The 16686-nt window shown below is 56.3% G+C and carries 19 protein-coding genes and 2 pseudogenes; 8 read left to right on the top strand and 13 right to left on the bottom strand.

Annotated elements, in window-relative coordinates; translation table 11 throughout:
* Together C5F52_RS29255 and trxC are read right to left on the bottom strand one after the other, a co-directional pair.
* A pseudogene (locus C5F52_RS29255) lies at positions 1 to 193 on the bottom strand (IS3 family transposase); the annotation flags it as partial.
* Between the two features lie 171 nt (positions 194 to 364).
* Entirely contained in the window at positions 365 to 802 is a 438-nt protein-coding gene (trxC, locus tag C5F52_RS29260) for a thioredoxin TrxC (protein WP_104801865.1), read from the bottom strand.
* A 201-nt stretch (positions 803 to 1003) separates the two neighbouring features.
* Between trxC and C5F52_RS29265 the strand changes: the two genes are divergently transcribed.
* The gene (locus C5F52_RS29265; RefSeq protein WP_104801866.1) at positions 1004 to 2464 is read left to right on the top strand and encodes a sensor histidine kinase; all 1461 of its coding nucleotides are present in this window, start codon (positions 1004 to 1006) and stop codon (positions 2462 to 2464) included.
* 16 nt (positions 2465 to 2480) lie between these two features.
* Entirely contained in the window at positions 2481 to 2693 is a 213-nt protein-coding gene (locus tag C5F52_RS29270; protein WP_104801867.1) for a DUF3820 family protein, read from the top strand.
* 21 nt (positions 2694 to 2714) lie between these two features.
* Here the strand turns inward: C5F52_RS29270 and C5F52_RS29275 are convergent, their stop codons facing one another.
* Positions 2715 to 3329 (bottom strand): flavin reductase family protein, encoded by a 615-nt coding sequence (locus tag C5F52_RS29275; protein WP_104801868.1) that lies wholly within the window; start codon positions 3327 to 3329, stop codon positions 2715 to 2717.
* 118 nt (positions 3330 to 3447) lie between these two features.
* Between C5F52_RS29275 and C5F52_RS29280 the strand changes: the two genes are divergently transcribed.
* Positions 3448 to 3744 carry a DUF333 domain-containing protein gene (locus C5F52_RS29280; RefSeq protein ID WP_104801869.1) on the top strand — a complete coding sequence of 99 codons (297 nt, stop codon included), beginning with the start codon at positions 3448 to 3450 and terminating at the stop codon, positions 3742 to 3744.
* Between the two features lie 23 nt (positions 3745 to 3767).
* On the opposite strand, the gene ureG is transcribed toward C5F52_RS29280, so the two are convergent.
* From ureG to C5F52_RS29310, 7 genes are read right to left on the bottom strand one after another with little or no spacing between them, the layout of a single operon-like run.
* The gene (gene ureG / locus C5F52_RS29285) at positions 3768 to 4421 is read right to left on the bottom strand and encodes an urease accessory protein UreG (RefSeq protein WP_369954750.1); all 654 of its coding nucleotides are present in this window, start codon (positions 4419 to 4421) and stop codon (positions 3768 to 3770) included.
* The gene (locus C5F52_RS29290; RefSeq protein ID WP_236658054.1) at positions 4418 to 5131 is read right to left on the bottom strand and encodes an urease accessory protein UreF; all 714 of its coding nucleotides are present in this window, start codon (positions 5129 to 5131) and stop codon (positions 4418 to 4420) included. The genes ureG and C5F52_RS29290 overlap by 4 nt, the downstream gene beginning before the upstream one ends.
* Positions 5121 to 5663, bottom strand: coding sequence for an urease accessory protein UreE (gene ureE, locus C5F52_RS29295; RefSeq protein ID WP_104801871.1), 543 nt, complete (start codon positions 5661 to 5663; stop codon positions 5121 to 5123). Before ureE ends, C5F52_RS29290 begins: the two co-directional genes overlap by 11 nt.
* A gap of 9 nt (positions 5664 to 5672) precedes the next feature.
* A complete protein-coding gene (gene ureC, locus C5F52_RS29300; protein ID WP_104801872.1) occupies positions 5673 to 7415 on the bottom strand; it encodes an urease subunit alpha in 1743 nt (580 codons plus the stop codon).
* Positions 7415 to 7759, bottom strand: a complete 345-nt coding sequence (locus C5F52_RS29305; RefSeq protein WP_104801873.1) for an urease subunit beta — start codon at positions 7757 to 7759, stop codon at positions 7415 to 7417. Before C5F52_RS29305 ends, ureC begins: the two co-directional genes overlap by 1 nt.
* A 15-nt stretch (positions 7760 to 7774) precedes the next feature.
* A complete protein-coding gene (locus C5F52_RS29975; RefSeq protein WP_161499786.1) occupies positions 7775 to 7951 on the bottom strand; it encodes a hypothetical protein in 177 nt (58 codons plus the stop codon).
* A 33-nt stretch (positions 7952 to 7984) separates the two neighbouring features.
* Positions 7985 to 8287: an urease subunit gamma gene (locus C5F52_RS29310; RefSeq protein WP_104801874.1), complete on the bottom strand. Its 303-nt coding sequence runs from the start codon at positions 8285 to 8287 to the stop codon at positions 7985 to 7987.
* A gap of 324 nt (positions 8288 to 8611) precedes the next feature.
* On the opposite strand from C5F52_RS29310, the gene urtA reads away from it, so the two are divergent.
* From urtA to urtE, 5 genes are all read left to right on the top strand, one after another.
* Positions 8612 to 9883, top strand: a complete 1272-nt coding sequence (urtA, locus tag C5F52_RS29315) for an urea ABC transporter substrate-binding protein (protein WP_104801880.1) — start codon at positions 8612 to 8614, stop codon at positions 9881 to 9883.
* 63 nt (positions 9884 to 9946) lie between these two features.
* Positions 9947 to 11539, top strand: coding sequence for an urea ABC transporter permease subunit UrtB (gene urtB / locus C5F52_RS29320; protein WP_104801875.1), 1593 nt, complete (start codon positions 9947 to 9949; stop codon positions 11537 to 11539).
* A gap of 1 nt (position 11540) precedes the next feature.
* Positions 11541 to 12680 carry an urea ABC transporter permease subunit UrtC gene (gene urtC, locus C5F52_RS29325; protein ID WP_236658055.1) on the top strand — a complete coding sequence of 380 codons (1140 nt, stop codon included), beginning with the start codon at positions 11541 to 11543 and terminating at the stop codon, positions 12678 to 12680.
* Positions 12677 to 13549 (top strand): urea ABC transporter ATP-binding protein UrtD, encoded by an 873-nt coding sequence (urtD, locus tag C5F52_RS29330; protein ID WP_104801876.1) that lies wholly within the window; start codon positions 12677 to 12679, stop codon positions 13547 to 13549. Before urtC ends, urtD begins: the two co-directional genes overlap by 4 nt.
* 45 nt (positions 13550 to 13594) lie before the next feature.
* Positions 13595 to 14293 carry an urea ABC transporter ATP-binding subunit UrtE gene (gene urtE / locus C5F52_RS29335; protein WP_104801877.1) on the top strand — a complete coding sequence of 233 codons (699 nt, stop codon included), beginning with the start codon at positions 13595 to 13597 and terminating at the stop codon, positions 14291 to 14293.
* A 28-nt stretch (positions 14294 to 14321) separates the two neighbouring features.
* Here urtE and C5F52_RS29340 read toward each other — a convergent pair whose 3' ends face one another.
* The 3 genes and pseudogenes from C5F52_RS29340 to C5F52_RS29350 all read right to left on the bottom strand — a co-directional run.
* The gene (locus C5F52_RS29340; RefSeq protein WP_236658056.1) at positions 14322 to 15167 is read right to left on the bottom strand and encodes an urease accessory protein UreD; all 846 of its coding nucleotides are present in this window, start codon (positions 15165 to 15167) and stop codon (positions 14322 to 14324) included.
* A complete protein-coding gene (locus C5F52_RS29345) occupies positions 15164 to 16504 on the bottom strand; it encodes an ion transporter (protein ID WP_161499787.1) in 1341 nt (446 codons plus the stop codon). The genes C5F52_RS29340 and C5F52_RS29345 overlap by 4 nt, the downstream gene beginning before the upstream one ends.
* A 49-nt stretch (positions 16505 to 16553) precedes the next feature.
* Positions 16554 to 16686 (bottom strand): annotated as a pseudogene (locus tag C5F52_RS29350) (IS256 family transposase); the annotation flags it as partial.

Raw genomic sequence — 16686 nt, forward strand, 5'->3', positions numbered from 1 at the left:
TGGTGCCGCCGCGCACGCCGCTGTCGACTTCGTGCTTACGAACCCATTCGTGAAGGGTTTGAGGGGCGCAGCCGATCTTGAGTGCAATTGATTCAATGGCCGCCCATGTGGACGGATATTCGCCACGGTGGTCTTGCAACATGCGAACAGCGCGTTCGCGTACTTCGGGGGAAAAACGATTTGATTTGCTCATAGCTCCATCTTCTCAAAGGTTGGAGCCTCCTCAAAACACGGGGCGATTCAATGTTTCGTTTAAGTAAGCGGTACTTAACGGCTCCTAACTTCCGCCGCCAAGAGCTGTGGCAAGCCGACTTGCAGTGGTACGGCAACATGGTGAAAGATTTCACCGGCGCTTAAACCCTGCTTAGCTGATTTGACTGTTGATCCACTTCACCAAATCAGCCGCTGAGCGCGCGCCTGAAATACGCGCCACCTCGCGCCCACCTTTGAAGATGGCCAGCGTGGGGATGCTGCGAATGTTGTGCTGCGCCCCCGCGTCTTGGTGGGCTTCGGTGTCCACCTTCACGAGTCTAGCTTTGGGTTCTACCAAGGCGCAGGCTTTTTCATATTCGGGCGCCATCATGCGGCAGGGGCCGCACCACGGAGCCCAAAAGTCCACCACCACCGGTACATCGCTTTTGGCAATTTGTGCGTTCAGGCCTGCCGTGTTGAGCGCGGCGGGGTGTTGGTTAAACAAGGGCTGATGGCATTTGCCGCACGATAGCTCGGCATTGCCGTCGAGCTTGTCTTTGGGCACGCGGTTGGTGCTGTTGCAGTGGGGGCAAACGATGTGGGTGTGCATGTGGAAGCTCCAAGAAATCTACTAAATAAGTATCTTTGGGGCGGATAGTTTTAAATCAAGACGCTGCTGTACGGTGAGTGTGCCATGCGTCTTTTGAGCTCAGATTGAACGGCCAAGCCTCTGCCATACTTTGCGCCTCTCAACCAATTTCGGTGGTGTGCATCCGTGTGACGGGTGCGCCTAGTTCAGTGACGGACGTATGTGAATTACTACAACGAGATTTTCTTTGTTCTTTTTGGCTTCATCTTCTTGATTTTGGCCATCAGCAGCGCGCCTTATTACCGCCAAGATGCGATTGAGCGGCAAAGCCTGCTTCTCGCAGGTATTCCCTTGGCAGGGGCGGTGTCTTATTTTCTTTTTTTGATCGCGCCATTGACTTGGCATGGTTTGATCACGTTCGGCAATTTGTTTTTGATCGCCTCCACGGTGGGAGGCGGTTTGTTGGTGCGGCACTGGCGCAATGCCAGCAGCCAAAAACTATGGACCGTCTTGACTGTTTTGTGGATCAGCACAGGCATCGTTTTTGAATACTTGCGCGTGTCTGGCACCTTTGAGCAGCGTGTGGTGTTGATCGTTTCGTGGATTGTGCTGTCTGGTGCCTGGACGTGTGTGGAGACTTATCGTCTCTACAAAACCCAAAAATCGTTCTATATCTTGGGCCTGATGGTGTTCACCGCATGTTGGACGGTCATTAATTTCATCCGCCTGATCTCGGTGGTGCTGAGCGAGTTGCCTATTTTCGACTTGTACCAAGAACCACTCCAGTTGATTCTGTTTCGCTTCATGTCGGGTGCGCTTCATTTGTTCTGCCCGATCTTCATGCTCGCACATGCCAGCGAGCGCCTAAATACGCAGAGCTTGGCGATTCAAAAAGAAAAAGAAACAACCCACTTGGCCAACGCCGAGCTGAACCAGCTTGTGCGTGAGCGTGACCACATGCTCATGATCAACTCCCGTTTTTCGACCGTGGGCAGCTTGGCGATGTTTAACTCGGCCATCGTCCACGAAGTGAGTCAGCCCCTGACCGCGCTGACGTTGACCCTGCATGAAATGCAATACCTGGTCAAAGACGCCGATCCTTCGCTGCAAGTTGCCCTCAGTGAAAGCGTCAATTTGGTCGAGAAAATCAGCCAAATGACCCACAGCTTACGTCGCCTCATGCTTGAGCAAAAGCCTGAGCATCAGACCTTTGACGTGAGTGCTTGTATTCAAGAAATCCTGCCAATTCTGAACAATGAATCTCGCAGCCGTGCCATTGACTTCACCGGCCCCAAGCCTGTACAGGGCTTTATCGTTTCGGCGCACAAAGTGCTGTTGGAGCGTATCTTGTTCAATTTGGTGGCCAATGCGATCGATGCCTTGAGCGCCCATGCAGATCAACAAGATCAACCACGCATCGAGTTGACCCTGCAGCAGCAAATGCGCCACGCTCAACCGCATGTGCTGGTCACTGTCAGCGACAACGGTCCTGGGTTTGCTGAGTACTTACTGGCCGAGGAGTGGATGCATTTTCAATCGACCAAGGACACAGGTATGGGGGTCGGTCTTATCTTGGGGCGATACATCCTTAGCACGTGGCAGGGCGAATTGCTTTTGACCAACTTACCGTCTGGTGGTGCGCGCGTGCAGTTGTGGATGCCGCTGATTAAAACCTCTGTTTGAATGTGTGTTGGTAAAAATGAATCCTGAAGATTTACAAAAACTCGTCACCATGACCATGCCTTTTGGCAAGCACCAAGGCACGTTGCTGGCCGACTTGCCCGGCAATTACCTCAACTGGTTTGCGCGTGAGGGGTTTCCCAAAGGGGAAGTGGGGCGACTTTTAGAGCTGATGCATGAGATCGATCACAACGGCCTGAGCGATTTACTCACGCCGTTGCGTCGCTTTTGAACGCGGCATGCCAGTGAAGGCTTAAGCCCTAGGTCGCCACATGCGAAATAACTGCTCCGGCCCCACCGTGAAATAGTCGGCCGGTCCGCCGCCTCGCAGCACATGGTTGGCACTGGCTGTGTCGTACACGCCGTCTTTGAGCAAGTGTTGGGCAATGTGAATGCCCACTACTTCGCCGAGTACCAACCAAGTTTCAATTTTTTGCTTGTCGATGCCTTCGAGTTGCACGATCTGCGTGCATCGGCACTCGAACGAGACGGGGCTCTCCGCAACGCGCGGTACATCCACCACGCGTGAGGGGGCTGGCGTGAGTCCTGCTAATTCAAATTCGTTCACCTCGGGCCCGACGGGGGCGCAGGTTTGGTTCATGGCGTCAGCCAAGGGACGTGTGACCAAATTCCATACAAAGCTGCCTGTTTCTTGCACGTTGCGCAGTGAGTCTTTGGCGCCAATACTTGAGAACCCCACGATAGGCGGGATGTAGTTGAAGGCCGTGAAAAAGCTGTACGGTGCCAAATTCAGCACGCCTTGGGCGCTTCGGGTGGACACCCAGCCAATAGGGCGTGGACCCACGATGGCGTTGAAGGGGTCGTGGGGCAGGCCGTGGCCAAGGCGAGGTTCGTAAAAATGCGTCATAGAGAAACGATAAACCGAATTCGATTTTTTGACTGTCGCACAAAAATAAGGAAGGTTTAAATTAATAAGAGTTACAAAGTATTAAAATGCACAAAGAATTGATTCTTAATGATGGTTTATGGCAATACGCTTTTTATCACTGTACGTGTTCTTGGTTGCTTTTGGACTCTTCGGTGCGCCGTTGGAGGCGCATGCCAATTCGTCGCTGAATCCAGCTTCGCAAAGCTGTTTAGATGCAGGCGGTTCGTTGCGTATGGGGGGCAGCAGCCATTCCAACCGCTTGTTCTGCAAACTGCCTTCTGGCTTGGTCTGCGAGCGTTGGGCGTTACGCCGTGGCGAATGCGGCAGCAAGATGGCGCAAGCCGCATCGCCGATTGATTCGACGTTCAAACCTGCGTCTTTGCGGACGCAGTGAGCACTTGAGGCAAGCCTCTCGATTTACGTCAACATGCCTTTTTTCTCAATAAAGGCAATCACTGCATTCAAACCATCCAACGTTCTCAAGTTGGTCATCACAAATGGCTTCAGCCCCTGCGCGTTGGTGCGCATGCGGATGGTGTCTGCTTCCATCACCGACAAGTCAGCGCCCACGTAAGGGGCGAGGTCGGTTTTGTTGATCACAAACAAATCGCTCTTGGTGATGCCGGGGCCTCCCTTGCGTGGGATTTTTTCGCCTGCTGCGACGTCGATCACGTAGATCGTCAAGTCGCTCAATTCCGGGCTGAACGTGGCCGCCAAGTTGTCGCCACCGCTTTCGATGAAGACCACGTCGGCGTTGGGAAAGTCGACCAACATGCGGTCAATCGCTTCGAGGTTGATGGACGCATCTTCGCGAATGGCGGTGTGTGGGCAACCGCCTGTTTCCACGCCCATGATTCGCTCGGCAGGCAAGGCGCCGCTCACGGTCAACAAGCGTTGGTCTTCTTTGGTGTAAATGTCGTTGGTGATGGCCACGAGGTCGTATTTGTCTCGCATGGCTTTGCAGAGCATCTCCAGCAAGGTGGTTTTGCCAGAGCCCACAGGCCCGCCAATGCCCACGCGCAGGGGTGGCAGCTTCTTGGTGCGGTGTGCGATGTTGTGCAAGTTTTTCATGATCTAAACAGTCTGGAATATTGGGTTTCGTGCTGGGCGGACAGGATGGCCAGCATGGGGGAAAAGGCTTGACGTGTGTCGTCTGTGGTCTGCATCGCATGCTGCACAGCGCTGGCAATTTCTTGGGCGAGTTGCGTCAAGATGCGTTGCCCCGAGTTTTGACCGAGTGGCACCGATTTGAGGGCCGCTTGCACCATGTTTTCGGCCCAGCCAAAAGCGTAGGCTTGCAAACATTGATCCAGCGGTGCACCGGTGCGCGACAGGGCCAAGGCGAACATCAGCGGGTAGGTGGGCACCCAGCGGTTGCACAGCGCGATGGTGTCGGCATCGATGGCGTCTTGGTTGCGCAGCCATTCCAACATGGAGCGTCCCATTTGCTCCGATTGCAAACGCAGTTCAGCGCTTTCGCGGGTGGCGTGTATCCATTGGCTCAAAGTGGCAAGGCGCGGTATATCCCGCGCTTGCCAAGCCAGCACCATTTGTCCAAGCGCGGCCATGTCGCCACGCGATTGCGTGAGGTGAAGTTGATCGACCAACCACCGCGCGGCGCTGTGCTCGTCGTGCACAAAGCCTTGGTCAATGGCGGCTTCCAAACCTTCGGAGTAGGAAAACCCGCCAATCGGTAAAGCAGGCGAGGCGAGCCAAATGAGTTGCAGCAGCGACGGTGTGGTGGGTGATGCGTTGGCGGTGCTGAGGTGCTCAGTGCTCATGTGAACAACCGGGGCCATGCACATGGCCATGTTCATGCCCCTCATGCGAGGCGTGCTGTGCGTTATGCGTGTGCCCGTGGCTGCTGTACGCACCACCTTCTGGTTCAAAGGCTTCGTGCACAGTGACCACGGTCATGTGCATGGCGCGCAGCATGTCGGCCAGTACATGATCGGGCTCGATCTTCAAATGGTCGGGCTTCAACTCAATGGGCACGTGGCGGTTGCCTAAGTGATAGGCCGCACGCGTCAAATCAAACGGCGAGCCATGTTGCGTACACGCGGTGATGCGCAACACTTCTTGTGGGGCGGCTTGCACGCGCACGAGCGAACCGTCTTCGAGCACCAATACATCGCCGCCACGTACCAAGGTGCCGCGCGGCAAAAACACGCCAAAGGCACGGCCTGTCGAGTCGGTTGCATCGAAGCGGCTTTTTTGGCGAACGTCCCAATCCAGCTCTACGGTGGCGGCGCGTTTGACGAGTGCAGCGGCCAAACCTTGGCCGCCCGCGATTAATTTAGAACAGGTAAGCATCAGAAAAAATCAGAACAAGAAATAGCGTTGGGTCATAGGCAAGCTCACCGCAGGTTCGCAGGTGAGCAAATGACCATCGGCGCGCACCGCATAGGTTTGTGCATCCACCTCCATGCGTGGCGCGTAGTCGTTGTGAATCATGTCACGTTTGCCAATGCTGCGAATGTTCTTCACTGCACTCAGGGTTTTGTGCAAGCCGAACTTCTGCCCAATACCCGCCGCCAAACCCGCCTGCGACACAAAGGTGAGCGAGCCACGGTGCAGCGCACCGCCATACGCGCCAAACATGGGGCGGTAGTGCACGGGCTGCGGTGTGGGAATGGAAGCATTCGGGTCGCCCATCGCGGCCATGGCGATGAAGCCACCTTTCAAAATGATGCTGGGTTTGATGCCAAAGAACGCGGGCTTCCACACCACCAAGTCGGCCCACTTGCCCACTTCCACGCTGCCCACTTCGTGGCTGATGCCGTGCGCGATGGAAGGGTTGATGGTGTACTTGGCGATGTAGCGTTTGACACGGAAGTTGTCGTGGCGGTCTGAGTCCCCAGGCAGCAAGCCACGCTGCGCTTTCATCTTGTGCGCGGTTTGCCAGGTGCGAATGATCACCTCGCCCACACGCCCCATGGCTTGGCTGTCGCTGCTCATCATGCTGATGGCACCGAGGTCGTGCAAGATGTCTTCGGCCGCGATGGTCTCGCGGCGAATGCGGCTTTCGGCGAAGGCCAAGTCTTCGGCAATCGCGGGGTCGAGGTGGTGGCACACCATGAGCATGTCCACATGCTCGTCCAGCGTGTTCACCGTGTAGGGGCGCGTGGGGTTGGTCGAGCTGGGCAACACATTGGCTTCGCCTACCACTTTCAAAATATCGGGGGCGTGGCCACCGCCTGCACCTTCGGTGTGGAAGGTGTGGATGGTGCGACCTTTGAAGGCGGCCACCGTGTCTTCCACAAAGCCACTCTCGTTGAGCGTGTCGGTGTGGATGGCCACTTGCGTGTCGGTGGCTTCTGCCACGTTCAAACAGTTGTCAATCGCGGCGGGCGTGGTGCCCCAGTCTTCATGCAGCTTCAAACCAATCGCACCGGCGTTGATTTGCTCGTGCAGCGAATCGGGCAAAGCGGCATTGCCTTTGCCCAAGAAACCAAGGTTCATGGGGAACGCATCGGCCGCTTGCAACATGCGTTCGATGTTCCAAGCGCCGGGTGTGCAGGTGGTGGCAAAGGTACCCGTGGCGGGGCCTGTGCCGCCACCGAGCATGGTGGTCACGCCACTGGTCAAGGCTTCTTCAATTTGCTGTGGTGCGATGAAGTGGATGTGGGTGTCCACACCACCCGCGGTGACGATGTTGCCTTCGCAGCTGATGACCTCCGTGCCGGGGCCAATCACGATGTCTACACCCGGTTGTGTGTCTGGGTTGCCCGCTTTGCCAATGGCCACGATGCGGCCACCTTTCAAACCAATGTCGGCTTTGACGATGCCCCAGTGGTCGATGATGAGTGCGTTGGTCATCACGGTGTCTACCGCACCGCCCGCTTGCGGGCCTGTACCCGTGCCGTCGCGTGTGCGTTGTGATTGCGCCATGCCATCGCGGATGGTTTTGCCGCCACCGAATTTCACTTCTTCGCCGTAGCCACCGGCTTGTAGCGTGAAGTCTTTTTCAACCTCAATGACCAAGTTGGTATCTGCCAAGCGCAGGCGGTCGCCCACGGTGGGGCCAAACATTTCTGCGTAGGCGCGTTTGCCAATCGTTGCCATCAGTTGTTTCCTTTGCGCGGCGCATCGACTGCGCCTTTGTCCACGGCACCATTCACCAAGCCGCGAAAGCCAAACACTTGGCGATGCCCGCTCAGGTCCACCAATTCGACCGTGCGTTGTTGGCCCGGCTCAAAACGCACTGCGGTGCCAGATGCAATGTTCAAACGCATGCCGTGTGCAGCGTCGCGGTCAAAGCGCAAACCCGCGTTGGTTTCCGCAAAGTGGTAATGCGAGCCCACTTGGATGGGGCGGTCGCTGGCGTTTTGCACGACGAGGGTGTGCGTGCGTCGGCCGGGGTTGAGGACATGTTCGCCCTCGTCAATCAAAAGTTCACCGGGTGTCATACGTGCCTCGTGTGTTTATTTGCCGCGACCGGTGAACCACCACACGACGGCAGCGGCGACCGCTATGGAGACAAAGCCCCACACATCGGTGGCGTGGTAATGCGAGGCCCCTTCAATGCCGTGGCCTTCGTGGGCGACAGCGAGGGAGGGCAAGAAGGGCAGAAGGCGAAGGCAAGCAGCAAGACGTGACATGGTGGGGTTCCCAAAAACGTGGGTCAAAAAAATTCAAAGGATGGGCTGGTGGACGGTCACGAGCTTGGTGCCGTCGGGAAAGGTGGCTTCGACTTGGATGTCGGGAATCATCTCGGCCACGCCGTCCATCACGTCGGCGCGGGTCAGCACGCGGCGTCCGGCGCTCATGAGTTGCGCCACGGTTTGACCGTCGCGTGCACCTTCCATGACCGCGGCGCTGATGAGGGCCACGGCCTCGGGGTAGTTGAGTTTCAAGCCACGGGCTTGTCGACGCTCGGCCAACAAGGCGGCCGTGAAGATCAAGAGCTTGTCTTTTTCGCGGGGGGTGAGTTCCATAGTGCTTTTCTTTATGCAACTTGTGTGCCGTCTTGAAGTGGCTATGTTGCCGTAGAGATGTGACAACTTTGGTGCGAATTTGCCTTCTTGGTGCATGCACCACAAGGCGAAATGCGTGTTTATTTTGGTGCGTTCGCGTGCGCTTGACCCATGCTGGTGCATGCGTTGCGCACGGGTGCTGCTTCGTGTCTGCTTGTTATAGCAAGCGTGAATGCCCTCTGGGCGAAACGCAAGTTGGCACAGGCTTTGCAAAGGCTTTAACAAGCGAGTGAATGAGATGCCCGCTGAACACCGCAACCTTTATTTTTTGGAGTGAACCGCATGATGAATCGTCGAGGAAACCTCAAGGCCCTGGCTGCAGCCGCAGCGCTGTCGGTCGGATCGTTTGTGATTGCGCCACAAGCGCTGGCTGCAGACACCATCAAGGTTGGCGTGCTGCACAGCCTGTCGGGCACCATGGCTATTTCAGAAACCGTGTTGAAAGACACTGTGTTGATGGCCATTGACGAAATCAACGCCAAGGGCGGCGTGTTGGGCAAGAAGCTCGAACCCGTGGTGGTCGACCCTGCGTCGAACTGGCCGTTGTTTGCTGAAAAAACCAAGCAGTTGCTGACCCAAGACAAAGTCTCGGTCATCTTCGGTTGCTGGACATCGGTGTCACGCAAGTCGGTCTTGCCAGTGGCTGAAGAGCTCAACGGTTTGCTGTTCTACCCCGTGCAATACGAAGGCGAAGAACTCAGCAAAAACGTGTTCTACACCGGTGCTGCGCCTAACCAACAAGCCATTCCCGCGGTGGACTACCTGATGAGCAAAGACGGCGGCGCTGCCAAGCGTTGGGTCTTGTTGGGCACCGACTATGTGTACCCACGCACCACCAACAAAATCTTGCGCGCTTACCTGAAAAGCAAAGGCGTCAAAGACAGCGACATCGACGAGAAGTACACCCCGTTTGGTCACTCCGATTACCAAACCATCGTGGCTGACATCAAGAAGTTCTCTGCCGGTGGCAAGACCGCTGTGGTGTCCACCATCAACGGTGACTCCAACGTGCCTTTCTACAAAGAACTCGGCAACGCAGGCTTGAAAGCCAAAGACGTGCCCGTGGTCGCCTTCTCGGTCGGTGAAGAAGAGTTGCGCGGTGTAGACACCAAGCCGCTGGTCGGCCACTTGGCGGCATGGAACTACTTCATGTCCATCAAGAACCCCACCAACGATGAGTTCATCAAGAAGTGGTCTGCTTACGCCAAGTCACACAACATCGCTGGCCACAAAGACAAGCCTTTGACCAACGACCCGATGGAAGCCACCTACATCGGCGTGAACATGTGGAAACAAGCGGTTGAGAAAGCCAAGTCCACCGATGTCGACAAGGTCATCGCTGCCATGGCGGGCCAAACCTTCAAGGCGCCAAGCGGCATCACCTCGAAGATGGACGAGAAAAACCACCACTTGCACAAGTCGGTGTTCATTGGCGAGATCAAGGCTGACGGCCAGTTCAATGTGGTCTGGAAGACGCCGGGCCCTGTGAAAGCCAAGCCATGGAGCCCATTCATCGAAGGCAACGACAAGAAGCCTGATGAGCCTGTGAAGAAGTAACCCCTCTCCAAGGGATGAACTTGGGGGAGGGCTGATGCCCTCCCTCTTTTTTTTGGAACCTAGATGACCCGAATTTCTTCTTTCTCTTTGGCTGCCCTCACCTTGAGCTGTGCCGCGTTGTTTGCCTCCTCAGCCATGGCGCTGACGACGGAGCAAACCCGTGCCTTGACGCTCGGTGAAACCGATGCCCGCATCACGGCGCTGCAACAAGCGCTGGCGTCGCCGGACGAAAAAACCGCCGCTTTCATGCAAGCCATGGCGGACGATGCCGTCAAAGTCAACGGCACTCACGTGCTGATCGTGCGCGATGGCAAAGCGTCAGACCCCGTGACCGGCGAAGCGCAAGCCCTGCCCGAAGCTGCCGAAGACGTGATCAACAACAACCGCATGCGCGGCGAAATTGACGCCGCCTTGGCCGCGTTGCAATTGCTCAGCCCCGATGCCGCTTTGCGACTGGCCGCCACCAAAGCCATGCTCAAAGAGCCCGACCCGACCAAGCTCGCCATGCTCGATAAAGCGTTGGCAACGGAGCAAAACGCTGGCGTGAAAACCCAAATGCTGCTGGCCCGAGCCGCCGTGATGCTCAACAGCACCGACCCCAAAGTACGTCTGGCCGCTGCCAAAGCTTTGGCCGACAGCCAAACCCCTGACACCCAGCTTTTGCTCAACCAACGTTTGAGCGAAGAGCAAGACAAGCCAGTGCGCAGCCAATTAGAGGCCTCGCTCAGCACCATCCAAGCTGCGCTCAACTGGGGCGAAAAGCTGGGTGCTTTGTTCACCGGCATCAGCTTGGGGTCTATTCTTTTGTTGGTCGCTTTGGGTCTTGCCATCACCTACGGGTTGATGGGCGTGATCAATATGGCGCACGGCGAATTGATGATGATTGGCGCTTACGCCACCTACGTGGTGCAAGGCCTGTTCCGCCAGTACTTGCCTGGCATGTTTGACGCGTATCTGTTGGTTGCCGTGCCTGCCTCGTTCTTGGCTGCGGCCTTGGTGGGCGCGGTGCTGGAACGGTTGGTCTTGCGCCATTTGTATGGCCGACCTTTAGAGACCTTGCTCGCCACGTGGGGCATCAGCTTAGGGTTGATGCAAGGTGTGCGCAGCGTGTTTGGCGCGCAAAACGTGGGCGTTGAAAACCCCTCGTGGATGAGTGGTGGCGTGCAGTTGTTGGCCAATTTGTCGCTGCCCTACAACCGCTTGGTCATCATTGGCTTTGCGCTGTTTGTGTTGGTGGGCATGACGCTGTTGATCAGCAAAACACGGTTGGGCCTTTTTGTGCGCGGCGTGACCCAAAACCGACCCATGGCTTCTGCTTTGGGTGTGAATACAGCCCGCATTGACACCTACGCGTTTTCGCTCGGTTGTGGCATTGCCGGCTTGGCCGGTTGTGCCTTGAGTCAGATTGGCAACGTCGGCCCTGACTTGGGCCAGAACTACATCGTCGACGCCTTCATGGTGGTCGTGCTGGGCGGCGTGGGTCAACTGGCAGGCACGGTGTATGCGGCGATGGGCTTGGGGCTGATGAACAAATTGCTCGAAGGCGTGGCTGGCGCTGTGCTCGCCAAGATTGCCGTGTTGGTTTTCATCATTGTGTTCATCCAAAAACGCCCGCAAGGTTTGTTTGCGATGAAGGGCAGAAGTGCTGAGGCTTGATATGAACACCACAACAACGATGACTACTGCGATGCAACTCCCCGAACCCGCCCCCCTGATGAGTCGCCGTGCTTGGGTGGCTTTTTTAGCGGCCCTCATCACGCTGTGCGCGGTGGTGCCTGTGCTCAACCTGTGGGTGCCTGAGGGCAGCCTGTTTCACATGAGCGACTACGCCGTGGGCTTGGTCGGCAAGATCATGTGCTACGCCATCTGCGCCTTGGCGATGGACTTGATTTGGGGCTACACCGGCATCTTGTCGCTGGGCCACGGTTTGTTCTTTGCCTTGGGTGGCTATGTGATGGGCATGTACCTCATGCGCCAGATCGGCACCGACGGCAACTACAAAAGCAACTTGCCCGACTTCATGGTGTTCCTCGATTGGAAAACCTTGCCTTGGCACTGGACCTTCAGTGACAGCTTCATCGCCACCTTGCTGATGATCGTGTTGGTGCCCGGCGTGCTGGCTTGGGTGTTTGGCTACTTTGCCTTTCGCTCACGCATCAAAGGCGTGTACTTCTCCATCATCACGCAGGCGCTGACGTTTGCCGCCATGCTGCTGTTCTTTCGCAACGAAACGGGTTTTGGTGGCAACAACGGCTTCACCGATTTCAAGCGTATCTTGGACTTGCCCATTGCCACGCCCGCCATGCGTATGACCTTATTTGTCATGACCAGTGCCACCTTGCTGGGCTGCTATGTGTTTGCCCGCTGGTTGGTGCAAAGCAAGTTTGGCCGCGTGTTGCAAGCCATTCGCGACGCCGAAAGCCGCGTGATGTTTTCGGGCTACTCACCCATGCCCTACAAGCTGACCATTTGGGTCATTTCGGCGGTGATGTGCGGCATTGCGGGCGCTTTGTATGTGCCGCAAGTGGGCATCATCAACCCCAGTGAAATGAGCACGGGCAACTCGATTGAGATCGCCGTATGGGCCGCAGTCGGTGGGCGTGCCTCGTTGATTGGCCCCATCGTGGGCGCCTTCTTGGTCAACGGCATGAAGAGCTGGTTGACCGTGACGGCCCCAGAGTTTTGGTTGTATTTCTTGGGTGCCCTGTTCATTGGCGTGACGCTTTACATGCCGCACGGTGTGGTGGGCTTGGTTCAAAAACTGAGCGCCAAGAAACAGGCAGGAGAAAAAGCATGACCCCCGATCTGTTTGAACAAGGTACTGAGCGCTTAGCCACACACCAAGCCCGTGTGGTGGCCGAGGTGACCTCGGGCGACCGCAGCGCGAGCTTTGGCCGCATTCACGAGCCCGGCTCGCTGGACTTGACCCATGGCCGCATCTTGTACTTGGAAGATGTGCATGTGAGCTTCGATGGTTTCAAGGCCATCAACGGTTTGTCGCTGGACATCGCGCCCGGCGAGTTGCGTTGCATCATTGGCCCCAACGGCGCGGGCAAGACCACGATGATGGACATCATCACCGGCAAAACCAAACCCGATTCGGGTCAAGTGTTCTTCGGCAGCACCCTCGATTTGTTGCGCCACAACGAACCCGAGATTGCACAACTGGGCATTGGCCGCAAGTTCCAAAAGCCCACGGTGTTTGAGCAATTGACCGTGTTTGAGAACTTAGAGCTGGCCTTGAAAACCCACAAAGGGGTAGCGGCCTCGATGTTTTTCAAACTCAACGGCACACAGCGTGACCGTCTGAGCGAGGTGCTGAAAACCATTCACTTAGAAGACAGTGTGCGCCGTCAAGCGGGCAACCTCAGCCACGGCCAAAAGCAATGGTTGGAGATCGGCATGTTGCTCATGCAAGACCCCAAGCTCTTGCTGCTGGACGAGCCCGTGGCGGGCATGACCGACTACGAGACCGAGCGCACGGCCGAGTTGTTTTTGACGCTGAAAGGCAAACATTCACTCATGGTGGTCGAGCACGACATGAGCTTCATCAACACCATCTCCGACATCGTCACCGTGCTGTGCGATGGCTCGGTGCTGGCGCAAGGCACGCTGGCGCAAGTGCAAGCCGACGAGCGTGTGATTGAGGTGTATTTGGGCCGCTGAAGTGCCACCCCAAAAGCCCATCAGCCAAAGAACGAGACACACACCATGCCCCTCTTAGAAGTCCAAAACATCAACCAGTATTACGGCGGCTCGCACATCTTGCGTGACGTCAGTTTCACCGCCGAGCTCGGCAAGATCACCGTGCTTTTGGGGCGCAATGGCGTGGGTAAAACCTCGCTGCTGAAGTCGCTCATGGGTGCGGTGCCCATTCGCAGTGGCAGCATCACCTTCGATGGTTACGCCATTGAGCGCCAAGCGCCTTACGAGCGCGCGCGTGCCGGCATTGGCTATGTGCCGCAAGGTCGCGAGATCTTTGCGCGCTTGACGGTCGAAGACAACTTGCGCATGGGCTTGGCCACGCAACCTGCAGGCACTGACATACCTGCTGAGTTGTACGAGCTGTTCCCAGTGCTCAAGCAAATGATGCATCGCCGAGGTGGCGATTTGTCAGGCGGACAGCAGCAGCAATTGGCCATCGCGCGTGCGCTGGCATCGGGCCCCAAACTCTTGGTGTTGGATGAGCCGACCGAGGGCATTCAGCCCAGCATCATCAAAGACATTGGCCGCGTGATTCGGATGTTGGCCAATCGCGGCGACATGGCCATTTTGCTGTGCGAGCAGTACTACGACTTTGCCGAAGAACTGGCCGACGACTACTTGGTGATGGAGCGTGGCGAGGTGATTGCACGCGGCCCAGGCTCTGAGATGCAAGCCAAGAACGTGCGGCAGTTGGTGGCGATTTAAACGCAGGCGAGGTCCAACAACCGGCCCGTTACATCGCCCAAATGCGTGGCGGCTGGTCGCCCATGGCCCACAAACCTTTGCGCCATGCTGCCCAGACGCTGCGCAGCAGCGTTTGGGCAGGCTCTACCAAAGGGGATAGGGTGCGCAGCACGATCACACGAGGGTGGGGTGATGTCACGCCTGCGTGCAGGCCCGCAGGGGCTTGTTCGGTGATGTGGCGGGCCAACGCTAGGGCCAAGTCGCGACGCTCGCGTGGCAGGTCTGCGCCGCAGGCAAACACCAAGGTGGCCATGCAGCGTGCGCCCGCGAGGCCGAGTGGGCCGTTGAGCAGCCGCTCGTCTTGCGCGTCAATCAAACCGCGTTCCAACCAAACGCCAGAAATTTCAAGGTGTTGTTGCAGCTGACCGCGTTCAAACGGCAAGTTGGCGTTGGGCAGGCCCAAGGCGGTGATGTCCCATGCCATCAACTCTGCGGTGGGCGCAAGGTCAAACACCGCGTGGTTGAGGCCATGGCAGCCGTTGTAGGCGATGGTTTCCAGTGGCAGCCATTCCAAGCGGGTGTGTTCGCCCAAGGTGGCGTGTACTTTTTGCGTGGCCAATAGGTCTTTGTCACTGCGGTAAAACCGTGTGGCGCCCGGTGTGGTGACTAAGCCGTGTGCTTGCGAAGCGAGGGTCACGGTGATGTCCAACACATCGCCGCCCACCAAGCCACTCGGGGGGTGAACCAACACGTTGTGGCACACCGCATCGCCTTCGGGGTAGAGGCTTTGCAAGATGCGCAGCGGGCCGTCGTGCTCAAAACGTGCGACGGTTCGCGAGCCCTCTTGTGCGTAGTCCAGCGCCAGTTTGGCGTGCCAGCCTTTGGTGTGCATCATCCTGCTTTGCCTTGAATTTTTCGCCACAAATCAAATTCAGCTGCCGACAGCCGTTGCCCTTGCACTGCAGCTTCATCAAATTTTATGCGGTCGGTTTGAATGCCCAATTGTCGAATTTGGCTTAGCAGCATTTTGTAGTGTTCCACAGCCAGCTCGGGGGTTTCGGCAATCTTGTGAATCGGCAATGGAGCACGATCTTCCAGATCGTGCTCCTGAATCACTTGGTCGATCAGCGCATTGATTTCCTCGGTCGATAAATGCAAGCGCTTGGCTTCGGCGCGGATGATGAGGGCTTCGTTTTCATCAATGTGTCCGTCTTTGAGAATGCTGAACAAGTTGGCTTTGAGCGCGTCGCGTTTTTTCACCAATTCGTCGCTGAAGGCCGAAGCCAGCAAAGCAGCAGGGATGGCAAAAATACCAATACCTAACAACGCGAGCACGATTGTCAACGTTCGGCCAATTGGCGTGACGGGGGAAATATCGCCGTATCCCACCGAGGCCAAGGTGATGACTGCCCAGTAAATGGAGGTGGGTATGTTTTCGAACTTGTCTGGCTGAACATCGTGTTCGAACAAATAACCCAAGCTGGCGGTCAAGATGACTAGCAGCAGCATGATGAACGCTGATGCACTCATGATGGGCCACTCACGCACCACAACCTTCACCAAGACAGTGCTGGCATCGCTGCCGCGCGTTAGTTTGAGTAATCGAGCTAGGCGGAAGACACGCAAGAACCGCAAGTCAAAGAGATGGTGCAAAAACACTTCGAGGTAAAAGGGCAGTATTGCCAAAAAGTCAATCAAGGTCGAGGGCGATTTGGCTTGCTTCATGCGCCCCAACACCGCGCCTTTGAAACCTGGTTCTTCGACGCAGGAATACAAGCGCATGCAATATTCGACGGTGAAAATAGCGACAGCGACGGCGTCCAAAATCACAAATTGCAAGTTCAAGATGTAGTGCACGCTTTGTACGGATTCCAAAATCACGGCAATGACTGACAGCAGCACCCATAACGCGATGAATACTTCAAAAATCTTCTGCATGGCGCCGCCATAAGGGCTGGGGAACACCAAGGCATGAATCTTTTGACGAAATGTGCGGTTCTTGTTGAGTTGCTTGAATTCGGCAATTGCAGGGACGAGCACACGAAATAGTTTCAAAATTCGCAGCAAGCGCAAGAACCTCAGTACGCGCAAATCAATCGGAATAAAAGCCTTCAAGAAAAAGGGCGCTACAGCCAAGAAGTCGATGATGGCAAAAGGACTGGTGGCAAAAGCGAAACGTGCGTGTTTGGTGGTTTTGAACTCTTGGTCTTCCGGTGCCAAGTAAAACCGCAAGAGGTATTCGATCGAGGGTGTCCCGAATTTTGTGTAAACGGAGCGAGTGTTAATTCGTCGGCATCCTTCCCTCAAACTGGATCGTAAATCGGTTCAGCACAGGCTTCCAGTTTTGCACCGGCATCGTCCACTTCTTGGCGATGTTGTTCAGCGCCAAATAAAACAGTTTCAACAACGCCTCG

The sequence above is a fragment of the Limnohabitans sp. TS-CS-82 genome (genome assembly GCF_002943475.1).